Consider the following 17,824-nt stretch of genomic DNA (forward strand, 5'->3'; position numbering starts at 1 on the left):
TTCGGTCAGAGTTTGAGTTCGACGTCGCCCTCGGCGGTGTTGATGCAGATTCGGACGTCCTGCTCGGTCGGTTCGATCACGTCACCCGAGCGCATGTCGCGCAGCTTGCCCGACTTCAGCGTCCCGACGCAGGTATGGCAGATTCCGATGCGACAGCCATAGGCGAGGTTGAGACCGGCCTTCTCGCCGGCCTCGAGAATCGATGTGCCGCCGTCACATTCGACTTCCTTTTCGCTGTCGGAGAAGCACACGGTGCCGCCCTCGCCGGCGTTGGCATCGCCGCCGATCTTTGGCTGGAATCGCTCGAAGTGCAGGCGGTCGCAATCCCCCTGTTCCTTCCAGTGCTCGATCAGTGCGTCGAGCATCTCGCCGGGACCCGAGCAGAACGCCTCGCGTTCGCGCCAGTCCGGGCACACGTCGTCCAGGTCGCCGGGCGTCAGGCGGCCCCGCTCGGAGGTCAGGCGCAGGTCCAGTCGCATTCCCTCATGTCGCTCCAGGAGCTCCTCCAACGCCGGTAGGAACATGGCCTGCTCGCGGGTCCGCGCGGAATGAATGACCAGCACGTCACGCATTTCGTCGCGATGGTCGAGGTCGCGCAGCATGCTGATGATCGGTGTGATGCCGCTTCCGGCGCTGATGAACAGCAACTTCGGCGGCAACGGCTCGGGCAGGGTGAAAACGCCCTCGATCTCGCCGAGGCGCACCAGATCGCCAGGTTGAATCTTGTGCACGAGATACGGCGACACCACGCCACCGTCGACCCGCTTCGGCGTGACGCTGATCAGCCCGTCCTCGGGCCTGGGATCTGAGGTCAGCGAGTACGCGCGCCAGTGGTAGACGCCGTCGATGACCACCCCGAGGCGCACGTACTGACCGGGCTTGTGGCCCGGCCACTCATACCCCGGGCGAATCAAGACGCTGGCCGCTTCGGAACCCTGCGCCTCGATGCCTTCGACCTTCCCGCGCAGCTCCTTGGTGGTCCACAGCGGGTTGATCATTTCGAGGTAATCGTCCGGTTGCAGCGGGCTGAACAACCGGCGGACCGCGCGCAGAAAGAGCCGGCGCCCGCGTGGGACCTGGGGTTCAGCGCCGCGTTCCGCCATGCCGTCAGAGTACACAGTTGTACACCGAGTTTAAACGTACGCCGTGAATTAGCTTGTAGTGCACTGTTTGACAGTCACTCAATGACTATGCAAAAGACGCATGCATGTTCACTAGTTGCGACGGGGACCAGGCCAGGGCTGCGGCGACGCGTAGCTGGCGCGTGCCCCAGCCATGCCAGGCCCAAACATTTGTTCAGAGGATTCTCAGCTGAGCGCCTCGGCGCGCCGGCCGGCGCCGCCCCCTATTGTTCGGGGTGTGCTGATCGGCTTCCTCCTCGCGCTGGGCTGCTCGGTCTGTTATGGCACGGCGTCGGTGCTGCAGGCGGCGGCGACGCGGTCGGTGGAGGCCGGGAGCGGCTCGGGCGTCGATACCGTGCTGCTGATGCGGGCCGCCCGGCAATGGCGGTACATCGTCGGCGTCGGCCTGGACGGCGTCGGATTCCTCCTGCAAGTGGCGGCGTTGCGGTTGGTGCCGATCTACGTGGTCGCCGCCGCGCTGGCCGCCTCGATCGCGGTCGCCGGCATCGCCTCCGCGTGGCTCCTGTCGGCGCGGTTGTCGCGGGCCGAGTGGACGGCGGTGGGCGTGGTCTGTGCGAGCCTGATCGTGCTCGCCCTCGCGGCCGGACCAGGGCACTTCCGGCATGCCCCGGCGGGGCTCGGCTGGGCGTTGCTGGGCGTGGTGGCTGCGATATTGCTCGCCGGCGCCGTAGCGGGCCGACTACCGGACCGGCCGCGCGCGCTCGCGCTGGGCCTGGCGGCCGGAACCGGGTTCGGGGTCATCGAGGTTGGCGTGCGGCTGATCGAGGTGATCAATCCGGCCCACCGCGCCTTCTACACCAATCCGGCGCTGTACGCGGCTGCCGCGGGCGGTGCGGCGGGGTTCTTGCTGCTGACCTCCGCCCTGCACCGCGGATCGGTGACCACGGCCGTCGCCGGGATGGTCGTCGGCGAAACCATCGCACCCGCGTTCGTCGGCGTGGTGTGGCTGGGCGACAGCGCCCGCGATCACCTGGGCTGGCTGGTCATCGCGGGCTTTGTGGTGGCCGTGTCCGCCACGCTCGTGCTGGCGCGATTCGGCGAAGCGCCGCAGGAACTTTCTGAGTCGGCTCAGGGCGAAACCGTCAATTGACCGTAGGCCGTGCCGCGCGTCCGGCGCGCCCACAGCACGCCGCCCTCCGCGCTGGTGCCTGCGGCCGTCAGCGCGCGCTTGAGGATCTTGTTGGTCGCGGTCGTCGGTAGATCGGCGTCGATGCCCAGATAGCGCGGCCAGGCCGTGGGTGACAGATCCGGTTGTGCGGCAAGGAAAGTCACGAAGTCGTCGGGCCGCAGCTGCGCCCCGTCGCGCAACACCAGGGCGGGTCGCGGCGGTCCTGCGAGTCCAGCTCGACCACGTGAACGATTGACCAGGTTGTCGCTCTGACTGTAAATTCGCTGTCAAACTCCCGTTAATTTGCATCGGCGCTCTCGCAGTTGCGCGGCGGGGCTGGGACGCTATCTACATCGGCTGGTCGACGTGGACCAGGCACTCTGCCCAGCCCCAGCCTGAGGGAGATGTCATGCCCACTGTTGAGACGCGCCTTCGCGAAGACCTGCGCAACTATGCGGTCGAACTGCGGCAATTGGCGTACACCCTGCCCTTCGGCGTGGGCGAGCACAGCCTGCTGCAGTTGTCGGATCGCATGCGCGCCGCGGCCGACCAGGTGATCCGCAAGGGCGCGTGACCCGCGGCGGCTTCAGCCGCCCCTGAGCCGGATCTTCCAGCGGACGAAGCTCAGGTAGAAGACGCTGATGACCACCAGCATCGCGAAGTCGAACCACCACGCGGCCGCGGTGTGATGCCAGTGCGAGTCCTTGGGACTGAGCGGACCAGGCACCAGTTTGCCCAAGTCGGCGGTCGAGGCTGATGCCGCGAACCCCCAGCGCGCCGGAGTCGCCCAGGACATCTGGTCCAGCCCGAGCCGTCCCGTCACGGGGATCATGCCGCCGGAGAACACCAGCTGCGACATGACCGCCACGACCAGCAGCGGCATGATCTGTTCGTTCGACTTGGCGATGGCCGACAGCGCCAGCCCGAGCATCGCCGACGCCACGCACGTCAACGCCACGTCGACGAACAGTTCGAGACCCGGCCGGCCCAGGGCCACCGCCCCCTGGGTCGGCGCGCCCTTGCCGAGCAGCACGATGATGGTCACGATCGCCGATTGGATGACCGCGAAAACTGTGTAGACGCAGACCTTGGCCAGCAGGTAAGCGCTGGTGGACAGGCCAACCGCCTGTTCGCGCAGGAAGATCGGGCGTTCGCCGATGAGGTCGCGGATGGTGAGCGCCGTACCCATGAACACGGCGCCGACGTTGAGCAGCACCAAGATCTGCCCGGGTTCGTTCGGCGCGGCTCCGTACGGGTTGGGGATGCCGAAGCCGACGTCGCCGGGTACCGACATGGACAGCGATCCCATGATGAATGGCAGCACGGCCAGGAAGACGAAGTAGCCGCGGTCGGAGAAGATGAGCCGGACCTGCCGCCTCGCGATCGTGGAAAACTGCCGGAACAGGCTCGTGTGCGAGGGGTCGCCCAGGTCGGCCGGCTGTTGCGCGGGGGGCGGTGGCGGCGGTGGGCCGGTGTGCGCGAGGTAGCGGGCCTTCGCGCCGTCGGGATCGCCCGCGACCGAGCTGAAGATGTCGGCCCAGTTGGTCGTCCCCATCGCGGGCCCGATCTGGCTGGGCGGCCCGCAGAAGGCGGTCTTGCCGCCGGGGGCCAGCAGCAGGACCTGGTCACACACGTCGAGGTAGGTCAGGGAGTGGGTGACCACGAGCACCACGCGACCCGCGTCGGCGAGCTGGCGCAGCATGGTCATCACCTGGCGGTCGAGCGCGGGGTCCAGGCCGGACGTCGGCTCGTCCAGGATCAGCAGCGACGGCCCGGTCAGCAGCTCCAGGGCGACCGAGGCGCGTTTGCGCTGACCGCCCGAGAGCTTGTCCACCCGGGTGTTCAGGTGTTGGGTCATCTCGAGTTCCTCGAGCACCCGGGCCACCACCTGGGCCCGGTCGTCCTTGGTGGTGTCTGGCGGTAACCGCAGCTCGGCGGCGTACATCAACGCCTGCTGCACCGTCAGCTGCCCGTGCACCACGTCGTCCTGAGGCACCATGCCGATCCTGCTGCGCAGCGAGGCGTACTCGGCGTGGACGTTATGGCCCTCGAAGGCCACCGTGCCCCTGGTCGGGTGCGTGTACCCGGCGACCAGCCGGGCGAATGTCGACTTGCCCGCGCCCGATGGCCCGATGACGGCCGTCAGGGTCCCCGGCTGCGCGCCCAGCGAGATGTCGTCCAGCAGCGTTTTGTTGTTCTCAATCGTCCACGTCACGCCGCGCACGTCCAGGCCGCCGGTGCGGGTCGCGGTCGCGCTCTCGTCGCGGCGGGCCAGCGTGCCGCCGGCGAAGACGAGGTCGATGTTGCCGATGGTGACGACGTCGCCGTCGCGCAGCACCGCCGAGTCGACCCGCGCCCCGTTGACGAAGGTTCCGTTGATGCTGCGGTTGTCATGGATCTCGGTGCCGTGCGGCGTCGGGATCAGCGTGGCGTGGTGGCGCGACGCGAGTACCTCGGGAATGACGATGTCGTTGTCGTTGGCCCGGCCGATCTTGATCGCGCCGGGCGTCGAGTCCATTGCGGCCTTGCCCGGCCGCAGGATCTTCATCATCGAGGTCGCCAGGTTCGACGCGTCGCCGGCGACGCGGCTCGTCTCCGGCCCCGCAGCCTGCGCCGGGGGCACGTTCGGGGGTGTGCGGTAGATCTGTGGGGCTTGTTGCGGGCCGCTGGGCGGGGCCGCCGGTTGGCCACCCGTCGGGTGTCGCGGCTGCGGGCCCGATGGGTAGCTCGGCATCGACCCGCTTGGCGGATTAACCGGCGAGGGCCCGCTCGCCGGGTGCACGGGCTGGGGCGCGCTGGGCGGATGCGTGGGCTGGCGGAAGGAGGCCGACGGTGATTGCTGGGGCTGGCCGGGCCATGACGCGCCGGCGGGCTGGCCGTGCGAAACCCGCGGGCTCGCCGCGGTGGCCGGGTTGACGATCGGGATCGACGCCGTCAGCGGGGGCCGCCCGGCGCTCCCCTGATGGCGGCCCACCTCGAAGGTCAGCGCCGGACCGTCCGGATTGCCGATGTTGACGCGCAGGCCGTCCTGGATGTCGACCATGGGCACGCGATGGTGGTTGACGAATAACCCGTTGAGGCTGCCGTTGTCGATGGCGACCCATCGGCCCTGGTCGAACCGGACGATCAGGTGGGTACGAGAGATCAGCGGATGCGCGACGCGGACGTCGGCGCGAAGGTCACGCCCGATTGCTACGTCGTTGCCCGCGGCGAACGTGCGCTCGGCGCCCTCGTACCGCACCGTCAACACGGGTGGGACTGGTCGGCTCATCACGACCAACTGTATCGGCAGCCGGCCGGATCAGGACCCCGAATCTCTACCGGACCGCCTCCCCGGGCATGGCGGCGGTTTTCGACGGAACGGGTGGTCGTCCGTCCATGCGGGATAGCGGCGGTGTATTTCCCGACGGCGTTCCCCCGCCCGCGCCGGGCGGCTGCAGCACACCGGGGTCGACGCTGTGTCCGCGGGCGGCCGGATTGTGACTCACCATTCGAGACGCCCCGCCCGGCCGGCAGGAACTGCGTGAGGATCGATCCCGAGGCCGGTGACGGTGGGCAGAAATCGCTGCATCCCATCAGTTCGATTGTGGCACAGCTATTTTCAGATACGCGGTCAGCCCGCCTCCGCATGCCGGTCACGGCGCCACGCGTGCGGCGCCGCAGTGACTTCCTTGATGAAATGGCCGATGTGGCGAACGGCCCGCCTGCCCTCGGGCAGAATGTCCGCCGCTAGCGGGAAGTCGTGAACCTGCCCGTCCCACAGATGCAAATCGCACGGAATTCCGCTGGCCTCCAAGCGCTTTGCCATGAGTTCGGCATCGGGCAACAGCAATTCGTCGGAGCTCGCGTGGATGGTGACCGGCGGCAAGTCCGATAGGTCGGCGTCCACCGGTGAGACCACAGTGGACTCCCCATGTCCCTCCAACAGCTGCGCCTGGTTGAGGTATTGGGCGAACATCGACAGCGCGCCGCGAGTGAACATCGAGCACCGGCCCGCGTTGCGGTGCCTCAGCTTTCGGGCCGGGTCGGCATCGGTGAACGGCGAAATCGCGGCGATGCCGGCGGGCCGCATCAACTCGCTGCCGATGGCCAGTAGCGTGGTCATGAACGCCAGGTATCCCCCGGCTGAGTCGCCGGCCACCACCACCCGGTCACCGTCGAAGCCGCGATCCTGCAGCCAGCGAAGGCCGCTCATCCCGTCCTCGATTGCGTCGGTGATCTGATGGTTGGGTAGCTTGCGGTACCCAACGGTGAGCACGGCCGCGTCGGCGGCCTTCGAAAGGCGGGTGACTACCGAACGGTGCGTATTGAGGCCGCAGGTGAGGAAGGCGCCGCCGTGCAGGTACAGGATGGCCCGATCCGTGGAAGCGCCCGGCGCGCAAACCCACTCGGCCGCGCAGTTTTCCAGCCGCACCGGTTCGATCTTCGCCGAAATGCCGAACCGCGGCATCATTCCCGCCAATCCGTCGACGTATTCGAATGGCCAGTGCATGTTGGGGGTGAAAGCCCACGCGCGCACGGTGTTCTTCACTATCAGCCTGCTGGCCAACGCAACCGCGAACGACTGTGGGCTGTGGCGATGGTGGACTCGCCGCGTCATTGCGCCACTTGGCAATACGCGGTGCGGGCCGGTGCTCACCATTGGGCTACCTCCTCAGTGCGCACCGAATACCCGTCCGTGAGCGCGACTAACTTTCGGTAACGGCGGCATGAATGTTGGGTACATCACGGTTTATCGGCGTCCGACGGTGGGTATCCGCAAACTTTCCGCAGTTCGGCGGGCCGGGCATCGACCAGCTTCCCCCGGTGGCCCAAGATGTAAGCGATGAGCGACGAAACGCGCGCGGACGCGCTGCTGGGCGACCGGGTGGCTGTGGTGACCGGCGGGGGCGGCGGCATCGGCGCGGCCACCGCGAGGCTCTTCGCCCGCCATGGCGCACATGTGGTCATCGTCGACATCGACGGCGGGCTCGCCGCACGGACGGTCGACGACATCGCCGCCGCAGGCGGATCGGCGGTGGCGGTGGTCACCGACGTCCGCGACCCGGCCGCGGTCGACGACATGGCGCGATCGGTGTTGGAGCGCTACGGCCGGGCGGACGCACTGGTCAACAACGTGGGCCACTGGCTGCGGCATCCGGGCAACTTCGCCGACACCGAGCCCGGACTCTGGGACCAGCTGTACCGGGTCAACCTGCACCACGTCTTCCTGGTGACCCACGCGTTCTTGCCCGCGATGGTCGCCCGTCGGGCCGGCGCGATCGTCAATGTGTCGTCCATCGAGGGGTTGCGCGGTTACCCCGAAGACCCGGTCTATGCCGCGTTCAAGGCCGCGGTCATCCAGTTCACCCGCAGCCTCGCGGTCCAGGTGGGCGGGCACGGGGTGCGGGTCAACGCGATCGCGCCCGACGTCACCGAATCCCTGCAGGTGCCCTACTCGCAGTGGCTGTCCCCGGACGAGCAGGCCCAGTGGCCGCAATGGGTTCCGGTCGGCCGCATGGGCGTGCCCGAGGACCAGGCGCGCGTGATCTTGTTCTTGGTCTCGGACTCGTCCGCATTCGTCACCGGCCACACCATCCCGACCGACGGCGGTACCGGCGCGGCGGGCGGCTGGTTCCGCTCGTCGCGCCGGCCCGACCGCGAGTGGACGAATCGGCCCATCGCGCCGTGATCACCGAATCGGCCCTCACACCAGGCCCAATGCGGCGTTCTCGGCGCGGATCCGCACCCTGAGCACGATCGCGTTCGCGATGCTGAACGCGATCGCCGTGAGCCACGCCGAGTGAACGAGCGGCAGCGCCGCCACCTCCGCCGCCACCGCCGCGTAATTGGGGTGGCGCACCCAGCGATACAGCCCGTCGCGGACCAACGGTGCGCCCGGGATCACGATCAGCCTCGGGTTCCAATGCTTGCCGAGCACGGCCACGCAGCGCCAGCGCACCACCGTGCTGATCACCACGACGCCGACCATCGGCCACCCCAGCCAGGGGATGAACGGCCGGGATAGGGCCCCGGTTTCCACGACGCACGAGACCAGCAGTAGGGAGTGCATGCTGACCATCGCCGGGTAGTGGTCCCGGCCGAACTCCTTGCCCCCGTGGGCGAGTGACCATTTGGTGTTTCGTTGCGACACGGCCAGCTCGATCAGGCGTTCGGCGCCGACGGCCAGGATGAACAGGTAGTAGTACAAGTACATGGCCTCGCCCCTCACCACTGCAGCAGGAGCAGCTCGAAGCTGAAGCCCGGCCCCATCGCCAGCATGACGCCGAGCGACCCTGCGGCCGGCGGTTCCGCGAGGGTCCGGCGCAACACGTCGAGCACGGACACCGAGGAGATGTTACCGTTGTCCCGCATCGAGTTTCGGCTGTGGACCATGGCCTCTGGGGGTAGGTCCAGCGCCTCCTCAATCGAGTCGAGCACTTTGGGGCCACCGGGATGACACACCCAGGTCGCGACGTCCGCGAGGGACAACCCGTGGTCGGCGAGGAAACCGTCAACCTCGTCCCTGAGGTAGGTTTCGGCCATTTTCGGGACGTCGCGCGACATCACGAGCTGGAATCCGCTGGAGCCGACGTTCCAGCCCATGACGTCCACCGTCTCCGGCACCACGCGGCTGCGGGTAGCGAGAACTCGTGGGCCGGCATTGCCGTTCAACGGGTTTCGGTCTGCTCCCGCGGCGACGACCGCGGCCGCGCCGTCGCCGAACAGGGACACCCCGATGAGGGCGGGGATAGAGGTGTCGTCACGCTGCAGCGTGAGCGAGCACAACTCGACCGACAGGAGCACCGCCACGTCCGCGGGATAGCCGTGCAAGTAGTCGTGCACGCGTGCCATCCCGGCGGCCCCGGCCACGCAGCCGAGGCCGAACAGCGGGACACGTTTGACGTTGGGCCGCAGGCCGATCCGGGTCATCAGCCGCGCGTCGATGGTGGGCACCGCGATACCGGTACTCGAGACCATCACGATCGTGTCCACCTCGTGCGGTTCGACGTTGGCCTCTGCCAATGCCGACCGTATCGCGCGCTCGCCGAGGTCGACCGCGACCTCGAGGTAGGCGTCGTTCGCTTCGGTGAAGCCGCTCAGCCGCGGGTAGCGCGAGAGCGGCAGCGCGAGGCTGCGTTGGTCGACTCCCGTTGTCTGCGCGAAGCGCAGGAACTGCGGGTCGGTGAACTCGGTTAACTCTCGCGCGACTTCGTCCTGGTTGTAGCGATGCGAGGTGAAGGCCACCGCGGCCCCAGCGATGTGCGGCGCGCCGCGTCCATGTTGAGCACCGCGGCTGGGGGATGTGAGATGTGTTGTTGCAGTCATGCCTATCCCGACGGGCGGCCCCACCGGACGGTTCAGTGAAAGTTGGCCGGGGTGAGATGAACCACAGACCCGGGTTTGCCGTTAACCAAGCGACAGGGGTGAGGGGGTGACACGGTTTTCGTGTGTCGGTGCGGGCCGGAATCGGGCTTGATCGTCGACGATCGTCACCGGTATCCCGTTGAGCGCGCCGTTACCGGACGGCTCGTCGATAAATGTCGGCGGGGAAAGCACATTCGTGTTCACACCCGGTGAGCCGTTGGCCACCGCCATGCGAGTGCCCGGCTTGCCATGTCCCCAGCCGTGGGGCATCGACACCACGCCCGGCTTGATCGCCTCGGTGACCTCGACGGGCACTTTGATTTCACCGGCCGCCGACTTGACGGTGACGACGTCATTGTCCGTCGCGGAAGTGCCATTTCGCGCAACGCGCCTCGCCCATGCCGGGCCGGCGTGCTTGAACCCTGCACGGAGGGCGCTCGTTACGGTTTCAGCGCAAGAATCCACAGAAAGGGATGCGGTGCAAATCAACGTCAATTGTTTCCTTGGTGACGAGCCCTCGGTGTCGCTGGTCGACGACTACGTATCGGAACTCGCGAAGCTGCGCGACGAGGGATTCCGCCGGGCCTGGGTGGCTCAAATGCCCTGGCAGGCCGACGTTTCGGCGGTGCTTGCGATCGCGTTCCGCGAGGTGGACACAATCGAGGTGGCGACCGGCGTACTGCCCATTCAGAACCAGCACCCCATGCTGATGGCCCAGCGCGCCCTCACCCTCAGCCTGATCTCCGGTGGCCGATTCATCCTCGGGCTTGGCATGACCCATCGCATGGTCACCGAGGGAATGTGGGGCATCCCGTGGGACAAACCGGTGCGCCGACTCGGCGAATACCTCGACGGCCTGCTGCCCTTGCTGGAAGGCAAGGACGCCAACGCGACGGGCGAAACGGTGACCACCCGCGGTTCGGTGCGCGTTCCCGGCGCCTCGGCCCCACCGGTGTACATCGCGGCCCTCGGTCCGCAGTTGCTGCGGCTGACGGGGCGGCGCTGCGCGGGCACCGAGACCTGGATGACCGGACCCAAGACGCTCGCCGAACACGTCGGGCCCACCCTTCGCGCCGCGGCCGCCGAGGCGGGCCGTCCCGAGGGCGCGGTGCGGGTGGCGGCCTCGCTTCCGATCGCGGTCACCGATGACGTCGAGAAGCTGCGCGCACAAGCCGCCGAGCAGTTCGCCCTCTATGGACAACTGCCGTCATACCGGGCAATGCTCGATCGCGAGGGCTACCGCGATCCGCAGGATGCGGCCATTATCGGCGACGAGACGGTCGTCACCGAACGCCTCGATGAGCTGCGCGCGGCCGGCGTCGACGAGTTCGTCGCCTATGCATTCGACACATCGGAAGAGGGTAGGGCCCGGACCCGCAGCCTGCTGCGGGGGTACGTCAACTAGGTCTCGGACCGGATTTCAGGACGCCCAGGGGCCGATGCCGCCGACCTTGTCGATGCGGATGCGGGTGAGAAATCCCGGCGGCGCGCCCTCCGGGGGGAAATTCATGTTGGGATCGCCCAGGACCGGGTTGAGTTCCGTCAGGAGTTCTGGCGCCCCGCCCTCGACGATTCGCGCGGTCCCGGTGACGGACAGGTAGGGCCGCATGCCCTGGCCGGCCTTGTCCAGCGCCAGGATCGTGACGGCCACGCGGGGATCGTTGCGAACGTTGCGCACCTTCTTGTGTTCGGCGAGGTGCGCGGTGACCAGTTCGTCCCCGTCGGGTGTCGACTGCAGCGCGACCCAGACGACGCTCACCTGGGGGCTGCCATCGGGATTGAGGGTGACCAGGGTGGCGTCGGCACCCTTGCCGATGAGATCGCGCGCAGCGCCGTTGAGTTTCATGCGTGCTTATACCTTCGCGCGCGGCGATTCATTCCCATTACATATCGGCCAAGAAGGACATTTGAATCTGGCCAGTTGGCTGTACAAGCGCCGGATGCCGCTCCTAGCGTCGTTCACGACATGACCGATCACCAGGAGCCCACCGGCATCGAGCGCCTGCGCGGCGAACTACTCGATCGCATGGATGCGCAGCATTTTGACGACTGGTCCCCCGCCCTCTTGCGCGCCCTCATCGCCGTCTTCGACCTGAACGGGGTCACACCGGTGGCCCAGCGTGGCTTCCGTCCTTATCTCGTGAGGTAAGACCCGCCCGTGGTCGCACCTCGCGGATTAGGCCCGCGGCGGTGGAGATGTGGGAATTGGTCGCCCGTGAGCGGATTCGGGTCACCGATGGTGGCCAGCGTGCCGGTCTCGGTGTCGGGGTCGACCCCATGTATCCACTCGGCCCGATCATCGCCGGTGCCAGACTCAACATCACAGTCATGTCGCCGCGAATCGAGCCGCCAGCAGAGCTGACCGCCGCGGCATGGCAGGGTGACACCCGTGGCAGACACCGTTACGCAGCAGGACCTGCGCGAAATCAGTACTCCCAAGGGCGCTTTGCGCTACTACGACTGCGGCCCGGACTCCGCTCCGGTGTTGCTGTTCCTGCACGGCTCCGGACCCGGCGTCACGGGGTGGCGCAACTTCCGCGGCATACTGCCCACGTTCACCGAGCGGTTCCGCTGCCTGATCCTGGAGTTTCCCGGGTTCGGCGTCAGCGACGACTTCGGCGGTCACCCGATGGTGACCGCGTTTGGAACCGTGCCGCCCTTCCTGGACGCGCTAGGCGTCGGGCGGGTGCACATCGTCGGGAACTCGATGGGCGGCGGCGTCGGCATCAACTTCGCCACCCACAGCCCGGACCGAGTCGACCGGTTGGTCACCATCGGAGGCGTCGGGACCAACATCTTCAGCCCGAGCCCCAGCGAGGGCATCCGGCTGCTGCAGGAGTTCGTCGAGGATCCCACTCGGCAGCGGCTGGTCGACTGGCTGAAGTCGATGGTTTACGACCAGGCACTGATCACCGAGGAGCTGGTCCAGGAACGCTGGGAGCTGGCGACCGCCCCGGACACGCTGGCCGCCGCGCGCCGCATGTACGGGAAAGCGGCCTTCGGCGCGATGAACGCCGCGATGGCCGCCTCCGACCGGCCGATGCCATGGGCCGTCATGCACAAGCTGACCGCACCCACCCTGCTGACCTGGGGGCGCGACGACCGCGTGAGCCCACCGGACATGGCGCTCATCCCGATGCGCACCATCCCCAATGCCGAGCTGCACATCTTCCCGAACTCGGGGCACTGGGCGATGATCGAGGCCAAGGAGGCGTTCGAGAGCACGGTGCTGGCGTTTCTCACCCGCGGCTAGCGGCGATCGCAAGCGCGGCGAAGCCGGGCGCGGCGGGTCGCCGCCATCGGACCTAGCGGCGATCGCAACCGCGGCGAAGCCGGGCGCGGCGGGTCGCCGCCATCGGACGGGTTTGCGGCAGCCGACCACTATCGATGCCCACACGTTTAGGACGGACGGCATGAGCGTCAAGGGCGCACCGGATTCAATCAGGAACGGGCGTAACCACAACGGCCCATTGGGGTTTGCTAAATCTCTAAATCAGGCCGCCCGAACATTTTGATCGAAGCGGCCTAACAGCAGCGATCACTTTTTACATGTTCGTTACGCGTGTCCCTCTCAGGTTGCTGGGCCCTTGACCCCGGGTTAGGTTGGTCAGGTTTGCGGTCGCGGCCAGCGTGGGTCGTCGGCCTCCCTCGCGGAAATCCGCGAAGCAATCATTCGTCATGTGCGTGAAGGGGGTTGCGCGTGCGACAGCTTTCGCCGCTGCGGGCGATGTCGACGGGACTCGGCGCCGCCGCGGAACTTGGCGACGCGGTCGCCAAGCTGGCGGCCGCAGGCCTCGACGTTGTCGCGCTGCCAGTCCGAGTGGGCGCACAGGTGCTCTCGGGGGACGTCTCCCGATCCACACTGAACCGGCGGTGCGGGCGCGGCGACGGGCGCCTGTGGATCGAGGTACGCGGCCTCGACGGCACGGGCGGGGCGGCGCGTGGCCGCGCCGCGGTCGATGCGCTGCGGGCCCAGCCCGGCGTCACGAAAGTCAGCCTGAACCGTCCGCTGTCGCGGGTGGTTGTCGAGATCGACCACGACGGGGCGTCGCTCGGCGAGCTCTGCGCCGCGCTCGACAACGCTGAAAAGGACTACGGCGCAGCCGGTTCCACGCGTGGCGAAAGCTTACCCGGTGACGGGCTGCTGTTGGCCGCCCGCGGCGCGATGGTGGCCGTCAACGCCGCCGGGTTCGCGGCCGCGGTCGCGGGCCGGGCATTGCGGTTGCCGGCGGCCCCGATCGCCGTCGAGGCGGTGTCGGCGATCGCGAATCATCAGCCGTGGCTGCGTCGTGCGCTCGAGGGCGGGATCGGCCCCGGTGCAACGGACACCGCGTTGTCGGTGTTCGGCACCGCCGCGCATGTTGTCACGCTGTCGCCGGCAAAGCTCTCGGTCGACCTGGCGATGCAGGCATTCAAGGCCGCCGAGTGCCGGGCCGCAGCGCGCGCGTGGGCCCGTTATGAGCCCGAGTTGGCCCGGCATGCCGACGACTCAAGCCTGCACGATTTGCCGCGCCCGATTCCCCCACCAGCCGGCCCGATCGAACGTCATGCGACGCGGGTGGCATGGGTGCAGATGCTCGGCGTCGCCCTGACCGGTGCCCTCACCCGCGACGTCACCATGGCATCGAACGCCGCGCTGGCCGCCTCGCCGAAGGCGATGCGCACTACGCACGAGGCCTTCGCGGCGACGCTCGGGCGAGGCTTGGCGGATCAACACGCGGTGCTTCCCCTGCGGCCGGAAAGTCTGCGCAGGCTTGACAAGGTGGATGCGCTGCTGATCGATCCGCGCGTGCTGTGCGGCGCTCAAATGCGGGTGGTTCGGTTGCGCGGCGCCAGCGACGACGACTTGCTTTTGGCCTGGGCCCGCGCACAGGAGCTGCTCGACGACGGCGCGGCCCCGGGCTGGCATCCGATTCCCGTAACCTCGGCCGACGAAGTCAACGGCGGCGGTCCGGTCGAGGCGCTCATCGCCCCGGCTCCACACCCTCTGGCGTCGGCGTTGATCACCCGCGCGCGCGACTCCGGCGCGCGCCTGGTGTCCGTCGACACCGACCTGCTTGGTGACCTGCGTCCGGCCTTCGACGACGTCCAACCGACCGGCGGCGACATCGACGCCGCCCTCGCCGATGCGGTGTCCGCGCTGCAACGGGATGGGCACACCGTCGCGGTGCTGTCATCCTCTGGCGCACAAGCACTTTCGGGCGCCGACGTGGCGTTGGGGATTAGGCCGGACTCGGATGCTCCGCCGCCATGGACCGCCGACCTGATGCTCGACGACCTGGCCGGAGCGTGGCGGGTGCTGCATGCGTTGCCGGCGGCCAGGAGGGCGAGCCAACAGGGCATCGCGATCTCGGTGGGCGCGTCGGCGCTCGGCGCGTTGTTCATGGTGCCCGGCGTGCGCCGACTGCGCGGGCCCGGCCCGGTGACCGTCGGCGCCGTCGCGGGACTGCTATCGGGATACCTGTTGGCGCTCGGCACGATTCGCACGCCCGTCCCCCGGCCGGCCCCAGCGTTCGAGTGGCATGCGATGTCAGCCGAGCGGGTCCGCGAGGTGCTGGCTGCGCTGCGCGACCCCGACGAGCATTCTGCGGCAACGGATTCCGCGCACGATGGCACAGGGTTCCCCGCCGGGGCGTGGAACTTCGCCAGGGCCGCCGTCGCCGAGCTGACCGGCGACCCGTTGACGCCGCTCCTCGGATTGTGTTCGGCGGCCACCGCGGTGCTGGGGTCGCCGACCGACGCGCTGCTGGTTGGGACCGTGCTGACCGGGAACGCGCTGCTGTCGACGGCCCAACAGCTTCGGGCCGAGAACCGGCTGAACCGCCTGCTCGCCCAGCAGACTCCACCGGCCCGCGTGGTTACCCCGGGACCCGAGGGCGCACGCGGCTACCGAGAAGTTGTCATCGAGCAGCTGCGGCCCGGCGACGTGATCGAGGTACGCAGCGACGAGGTGGTGCCCGCCGACGCTCGGGTGATCGAGGCGCACGACCTCGAGGTCGACGAATCGTCGCTGACCGGTGAATCTCTGTCGGTCCAGAAGCAGGTCGAGGCCACGCCCGGGGCCGAATTGGCCGAGCGCCGCTGCATGATCTATGCCGGCACCACCGTGGTGGCCGGCACCGCGGTCGCGGTGGTCACCGCCGTCGGGGCCGACACTCAGAGCCGCCGTGCGGCCGAACTGGCGTCCGGTGAACTGCCGACCGTCGGCCTGCACCACCAACTCAGCCGGCTGATGAGCCGCGCGTTCCCGTTCAGCGCGGGCGGCGGCATCGCGGTCGGTGCCCTCGGCCTGCTGCGCGCCGGTGGCCTGCGCCAAGCCCTCGGCAGCGCCATCGCCGTCGCCGTGGCGGCCGTCCCCGAGGGCATGCCGCTGATGGCCACCCTCGCCCAATCCGCGTCGGCGCAGCGACTGGGCGAATGCGGGGCGCTGGTGCGGGTGCCGCGCGCCGCCGAGGCGCTCGGCCGCGTCGAGGTGGTCTGCTTCGACAAGACCGGAACGCTGAGCGAGAACCGCCTCCGGGTCGCCGAGGTGCACCCGGTGGCTGCCCATTCCCGCGACGACGTCCTGCGGTGCGCCGCCCAGGCCGCGCCGGCCGACGACGGCAATCCCCACGTCCACGCCACCGACGAGGCCATCATCAAGGCGGCTGACGCGGTGGCGGGGTCCGGCCCACGACCCGATCCCGACGCACACCTACCGTTCCGCTCCGGCAGGGCCTTCTCGGCCTCGGTGACGGGTACGCAGTTGACCGTCAAGGGCGCGCCGGAAGTCATCTTGGCGGCGTGCGGGGACGTCGGCGCGGAGGTGGACGAAGCGGTCGCCGCCCTGACGACCGCGGGACTGAGGACCATCGCGGTGGCCCAACGCCGCCTGAGCGCCGCGCAGGCGCGAGCGCTGCGGAAAGACCCCGACAACATCACCGGACTGTGCGAGACCGGGTTGACGCTGACCGGATTCCTGGGCCTCTCGGACACCCCGCGCCCCCAGGCGCCGCAGCTGCTGGCGGACCTAGCCACCCGCGGCGTGGCCATCCGGCTGATCACCGGCGACCACCCCGTCACCGCCACCGCAATCGCCCGTGAACTGGGGGTGCCCGTGAGCGCCGACCAGGTGATCACCGGCTCCGAATGGAACGCGCTGTCCCGGCAGGATCAGCAGCGCGCGGTCTTAGAGCGGGTGATCTTCGCCCGGATGTCGCCGGAGAACAAGGTGCAGGTCGTCCAGACGCTCGAGCGCGCGGGGCGGGTGTGCGCCATGGTTGGCGACGGCGCCAACGACGCCGCCGCGATCCGGGCCGCGAGCGTCGGCGTCGGTGTGGTCGCGCGCGGCAGCGACTCCGCCCACACCACCGCCGACCTGGTCCTCACCGAAGGCCGCATCGAGACCCTGGTGGCCGCCATCGACGAGGGGCGCCGGCTGTGGCGCGGAGTCCAGTCGGCCGTGGCCGGCCTGCTCGGCGGCAACGCCGGCGAGGTGATCTTCTCGGTCATCGGCACGGCCCTCACCGGGACCTCGCCGCTGAACACCCGGCAGTTGCTGCTGATCAACATGCTCACCGACGCGTTGCCCGCGACCGCGGTCGCCGTCAGCACTCCGGCGGGGCCGGTGCAACGGGTGGCGCAAGGCATCGACGAGCGCGCGCTCATGCGAACCGTGGCCGCGCGGGGCGCGCTCACCGCAACCGCCGCCACGACGGCCTGGGTGATGGCCTCGGTCACCGGGCTGCCGCAGCGGGCCTCCACCGTCGCGTTGATCTCGTTGGTCGCCGTCGAGCTGGGCCAGACCGTGGTCGACTCACACGCGCCGCTGGTGCTGCTTACCGCCGCCGGCTCCTTCGCCGCGTTCACGGCGATGATCACCACCCCGGGGATCAGCCAACTCCTGGGCTGCACGCCGGTCGGCCCGGTGGGCTGGGCGCAGGGGCTGGGCACCGCCACGGCCGCCGTCCTCGCCGTCGCCGCCACCAACCGGTTGCGGTCGGGAGGCCGGGACGAACCGTCACCACCCACCGATAACCCGGAACCCGACGAGCCCGCCAAGTCCGGCCCACCACCGGCGCAGCACAGCGGATCCCGGGCGCCACACACCGCGGTCGTGATGGCTCCCGCGAAGGCCGCGCGGGCGCTGAAGTTGGTGGACCTACACCAGCATCGGATTTCGGCGGAGGCTGTCACCGAGCGCCCGTGAGTCCCTCGGTCACGGACACCGCGCGGCTTGATGAATATG

General features: G+C 68.9%; 13 protein-coding genes and 2 pseudogenes. 7 read left to right on the plus strand and 8 right to left on the minus strand.

What is annotated here, in order from left to right:
• Nucleotides 1–5: 5 nt before the first annotated feature.
• Nucleotides 6–1,103, minus strand: coding sequence for a ferredoxin reductase (locus tag A5695_RS24710; protein ID WP_068088714.1), 1,098 nt, complete (start codon nucleotides 1,101–1,103; stop codon nucleotides 6–8).
• Between the two features lie 256 nt (nucleotides 1,104–1,359).
• Between A5695_RS24710 and A5695_RS24715 the strand changes: the two genes are divergently transcribed.
• Nucleotides 1,360–2,232: a DMT family transporter gene (locus tag A5695_RS24715; RefSeq protein WP_231974964.1), complete on the plus strand. Its 873-nt coding sequence runs from the start codon at nucleotides 1,360–1,362 to the stop codon at nucleotides 2,230–2,232.
• On the opposite strand, the pseudogene A5695_RS24720 reads toward A5695_RS24715, so the two are convergent.
• Nucleotides 2,211–2,459, minus strand: a pseudogene (locus A5695_RS24720) (acyl-CoA synthetase); the annotation flags it as partial. The gene A5695_RS24715 and the pseudogene A5695_RS24720 sit on opposite strands and share 22 nt — an antisense overlap.
• A 200-nt stretch (nucleotides 2,460–2,659) precedes the next feature.
• Here A5695_RS24720 and A5695_RS29260 point away from each other — a divergent pair.
• The gene (locus A5695_RS29260) at nucleotides 2,660–2,824 is read left to right on the plus strand and encodes a hypothetical protein (protein WP_197515609.1); all 165 of its coding nucleotides are present in this window, start codon (nucleotides 2,660–2,662) and stop codon (nucleotides 2,822–2,824) included.
• Between the two features lie 12 nt (nucleotides 2,825–2,836).
• Here A5695_RS29260 and A5695_RS24725 read toward each other — a convergent pair whose 3' ends face one another.
• Both A5695_RS24725 and A5695_RS24730 read right to left on the minus strand, forming a co-directional pair.
• Nucleotides 2,837–5,521, minus strand: coding sequence for an FHA domain-containing protein (locus tag A5695_RS24725; RefSeq protein ID WP_082946283.1), 2,685 nt, complete (start codon nucleotides 5,519–5,521; stop codon nucleotides 2,837–2,839).
• A gap of 342 nt (nucleotides 5,522–5,863) precedes the next feature.
• Nucleotides 5,864–6,892, minus strand: a complete 1,029-nt coding sequence (locus A5695_RS24730; protein ID WP_068088720.1) for an alpha/beta hydrolase — start codon at nucleotides 6,890–6,892, stop codon at nucleotides 5,864–5,866.
• A gap of 183 nt (nucleotides 6,893–7,075) precedes the next feature.
• On the opposite strand from A5695_RS24730, the gene A5695_RS24735 reads away from it, so the two are divergent.
• Nucleotides 7,076–7,921 carry an SDR family NAD(P)-dependent oxidoreductase gene (locus tag A5695_RS24735; RefSeq protein ID WP_068088723.1) on the plus strand — a complete coding sequence of 282 codons (846 nt, stop codon included), beginning with the start codon at nucleotides 7,076–7,078 and terminating at the stop codon, nucleotides 7,919–7,921.
• A gap of 15 nt (nucleotides 7,922–7,936) precedes the next feature.
• Here A5695_RS24735 and A5695_RS24740 read toward each other — a convergent pair whose 3' ends face one another.
• The 3 genes and pseudogenes from A5695_RS24740 to A5695_RS24750 all read right to left on the minus strand — a co-directional run.
• The gene (locus A5695_RS24740) at nucleotides 7,937–8,446 is read right to left on the minus strand and encodes an isoprenylcysteine carboxyl methyltransferase family protein (RefSeq protein WP_068088726.1); all 510 of its coding nucleotides are present in this window, start codon (nucleotides 8,444–8,446) and stop codon (nucleotides 7,937–7,939) included.
• 11 nt (nucleotides 8,447–8,457) lie between these two features.
• Nucleotides 8,458–9,558, minus strand: a complete 1,101-nt coding sequence (locus A5695_RS24745) for a type III polyketide synthase (RefSeq protein WP_082946284.1) — start codon at nucleotides 9,556–9,558, stop codon at nucleotides 8,458–8,460.
• Nucleotides 9,559–9,639: 81 nt separating this feature from the next.
• Nucleotides 9,640–9,957: pseudogene (locus tag A5695_RS24750) on the minus strand (molybdopterin dinucleotide binding domain-containing protein); the annotation flags it as partial.
• A 160-nt stretch (nucleotides 9,958–10,117) separates the two neighbouring features.
• On the opposite strand from A5695_RS24750, the gene A5695_RS24755 reads away from it, so the two are divergent.
• Entirely contained in the window at nucleotides 10,118–11,002 is an 885-nt protein-coding gene (locus tag A5695_RS24755; protein WP_369830235.1) for a TIGR03564 family F420-dependent LLM class oxidoreductase, read from the plus strand.
• Between the two features lie 15 nt (nucleotides 11,003–11,017).
• On the opposite strand, the gene A5695_RS24760 is transcribed toward A5695_RS24755, so the two are convergent.
• Complete coding sequence (locus A5695_RS24760) at nucleotides 11,018–11,443, minus strand: PPOX class F420-dependent oxidoreductase (protein WP_068088737.1); 426 nt, start codon at nucleotides 11,441–11,443, stop codon at nucleotides 11,018–11,020.
• 120 nt (nucleotides 11,444–11,563) lie between these two features.
• Between A5695_RS24760 and A5695_RS24765 the strand changes: the two genes are divergently transcribed.
• The 3 genes from A5695_RS24765 to A5695_RS24775 all read left to right on the plus strand — a co-directional run bounded on the left by A5695_RS24765 (nucleotide 11,564) and on the right by A5695_RS24775 (nucleotide 17,785).
• Nucleotides 11,564–11,746 (plus strand): hypothetical protein, encoded by a 183-nt coding sequence (locus tag A5695_RS24765; RefSeq protein WP_068088739.1) that lies wholly within the window; start codon nucleotides 11,564–11,566, stop codon nucleotides 11,744–11,746.
• 231 nt (nucleotides 11,747–11,977) lie between these two features.
• A complete protein-coding gene (locus tag A5695_RS24770) occupies nucleotides 11,978–12,850 on the plus strand; it encodes an alpha/beta fold hydrolase (RefSeq protein ID WP_197515610.1) in 873 nt (290 codons plus the stop codon).
• A gap of 474 nt (nucleotides 12,851–13,324) precedes the next feature.
• Nucleotides 13,325–17,785, plus strand: coding sequence for a cation-translocating P-type ATPase (locus tag A5695_RS24775; protein ID WP_082946286.1), 4,461 nt, complete (start codon nucleotides 13,325–13,327; stop codon nucleotides 17,783–17,785).
• Nucleotides 17,786–17,824: the final 39 nt, after the last annotated feature.

It is taken from the genome of Mycobacterium sp. E1747 (assembly GCF_001667775.1).
Lineage (GTDB): Bacteria > Actinomycetota > Actinomycetes > Mycobacteriales > Mycobacteriaceae > Mycobacterium.